Origin of the sequence: Actinoplanes cyaneus (genome assembly GCF_016862095.1) — a bacterium.
GTDB classification, from domain to species: Bacteria; Actinomycetota; Actinomycetes; order Mycobacteriales; family Micromonosporaceae; genus Actinoplanes; species Actinoplanes cyaneus.
The window spans coordinates 1-2,220 of record NZ_BOMH01000144.1 but is presented as its reverse complement, the minus strand read 5'-3'; the positions used below and the strand labels follow the sequence as shown (position 1 = coordinate 2,220).

At 71.4% G+C, this 2,220-nt stretch carries 1 protein-coding gene; it reads left to right on the top strand.

The window, feature by feature from the left end:
* Positions 1-2,079, top strand: a 2,079-nt coding sequence (locus Acy02nite_RS47120) for an ABC transporter permease subunit (RefSeq protein ID WP_239175912.1), incomplete at its 5' end; no start/stop codon positions are given.
* Between the last annotated feature and the right edge of the window lie 141 nt (positions 2,080-2,220).

Sequence of the window (2,220 nt, the reverse complement as noted above, 5' to 3'; positions counted from 1 at the left end):
CTGCTGGAGCGGCTCGGCCTCCCGGCCCGCCACGCCACGGCCGCCGTGAACACGCTGTCGGTCGCCGAGCAGCAGCAGGTCTCGATCGCGAAGGCCCTGGCCGCCGAGGCGAGCGTGCTGATCCTCGACGAGCCCTCGGCGATCCTGACCGACGCCGAGATCGACGTGCTCTTCGACGTGGTCCGCCGGCTGACCGCGGAAGGCGTCGCGGTCATCTACATCTCGCATCGCCTGGACGAGCTGTTCCGCATCGCCGACGAGGTCACGGTGATGCGCGACGGAAAGACCATCGGGACGTACGGCATCGGCGACCTCACCGTCCGCAAGATCGCCGAGCTGATGGTCGGCGGCATCCTCTCCGACGAGCGTCCGCACCGGACGGTCCCCGACGGGCCGGCGGTCCTGGAGCTGGACGGGCTCGGTCGCGCCGGCAAGTTCCACGACGTCGGCGTCAGCGTGCGCGGGGGCGAGATCGTCGCGTTGTACGGCCTGGTCGGCTCGGGCGTCTCCGAGATCGCGGCCAGCATCTACGGCATCGATCGGGCCACCGCCGGTGAGCTGCGGGTGCACGGCAAGCCGGTCCGTCCGCGCTCGCCCCGCGACGCCCAGCGGCTCGGGATCGCGCTGCTGCCGGCGAACCGCAAGGCGGAGGGCATGTTCGGCTTCCAGTCGATCGCGTTCAACATCTCCGCGGGCCATCTGAAGCTGCTCTCCCGGTTCGGGACGTTCCTGGATCGTGGCCGGGAGCGGAGCGTCGCCGTCGACCTGATCACCCGGCTGTCGGTGAAGACGCCCAGTGAACGGCAGCCGATCAGCGCGATGTCCGGCGGCAACGCGCAGAAGGTCGTCCTCGCGCGGCAGCTGGTCGAGCGGCCGCGGGGCCGAGCCGACCCAGGGCGTGGACGTCGGCGCGAAGGAGGAGATCCACCGGATCATCACCGAGCTGGCCGAGAGCGGCACGGCTGTGCTGGTCGTGACGTCCGACCTGCCGGAGGCGCTGCGCATCGCCGACCGCATCCTGGTCGTCCGCGGCGGCACGACGACGGCGTCCTTCGGCCCGGACGCGAGTCAGGTGGACCTGCTGGCGGCGGCGGCCGGAGGGGACGCGTGAAACAGCGGGTCCTTCCGCCGCCGGTCACCGGTCAGGAGGCCGTGCTGGTGGGCGTCCTCGTGATCCTCTGGACGGCGCTCGCGGTCAGCACCCCGGCGTTCCTGACCGCCGGCTCGATCCAGCCGCTGCTGGTGGCCACCGCGCCGGTCGCGCTCGTCGGGGTCGGCATGACGATCGTGATCATCACGGGCGGCATCGACGTGTCGGTCGGTGGCGCGATCATGGTCTGCTCGGTGCTGACCGCGAAGGCCCTGGTCGACGGCGGGGTGAACCTGGGGGTGGCGGTGCTGCTGTCGGTCGCCGCGGGTGCGCTGCTCGGGCTGGTCAACGGCGTGCTGATCGCGTACGGCCGGGTGCACGCCATCATCATCACGTTCGGCACCGCGAACCTGTTCCTCTTCGCGGGCCTGCGGATCTTCGGCTCCGGGACGGTCAACGGCATCCCCGGCACGCTGGCGTTCTTCGGGCGCGGGCCGGACGGGCGCACGCTCGGTGTCCCGCACGCGTTCCTGATCACGGTGCTGATCACCGGGCTGGCCTGGTGGTACCTGCGGCACACGGCCGGCGGCCGGCACTTCTTCGCGATCGGCGGGGACGCGGTGGCGGCCCGGCTGGCGGGCGTCCGGGTGCAGCGGCGCGTTCTTCTCGCGTACCTGATGACGGGTCTGCTCGTCGGTCTCGCCAGTTGCTTCGTGATCGCGCAGGGGACGTCCACGCTCGACCAGTCGGTGGGCTCCGGCAAGGAGCTCGCGGTGATCGCGGCGGTCGTCATCGGCGGGACGTCGATCATGGGCGGGCGCGGGTCGGTCCTCGGCACCCTGCTCGGCGCGCTGCTCGTGCAGTCGGTCGCGTCCGGCGTCACCCAGCTGGGCTGGCGCTCGCAACTGTCCGACCTGTTCGTCGGCCTCTTCATCATTCTGGCGGTCGGCGCCGACCTGCTGCGCGCCCGTACCAGGAGGAACCGATGAGCCGGGCCGTCCGCATCCTGCTCACGCAGCGGATCGCGCTGCTCGCCGTCCTCATCGTCGCCGTCGTGGTCACCTTCTTCGTCCAGGACGCCGGCGGCTACCTGACCGCCTCCTACGACTTCGACTACATGTCCGCATCCC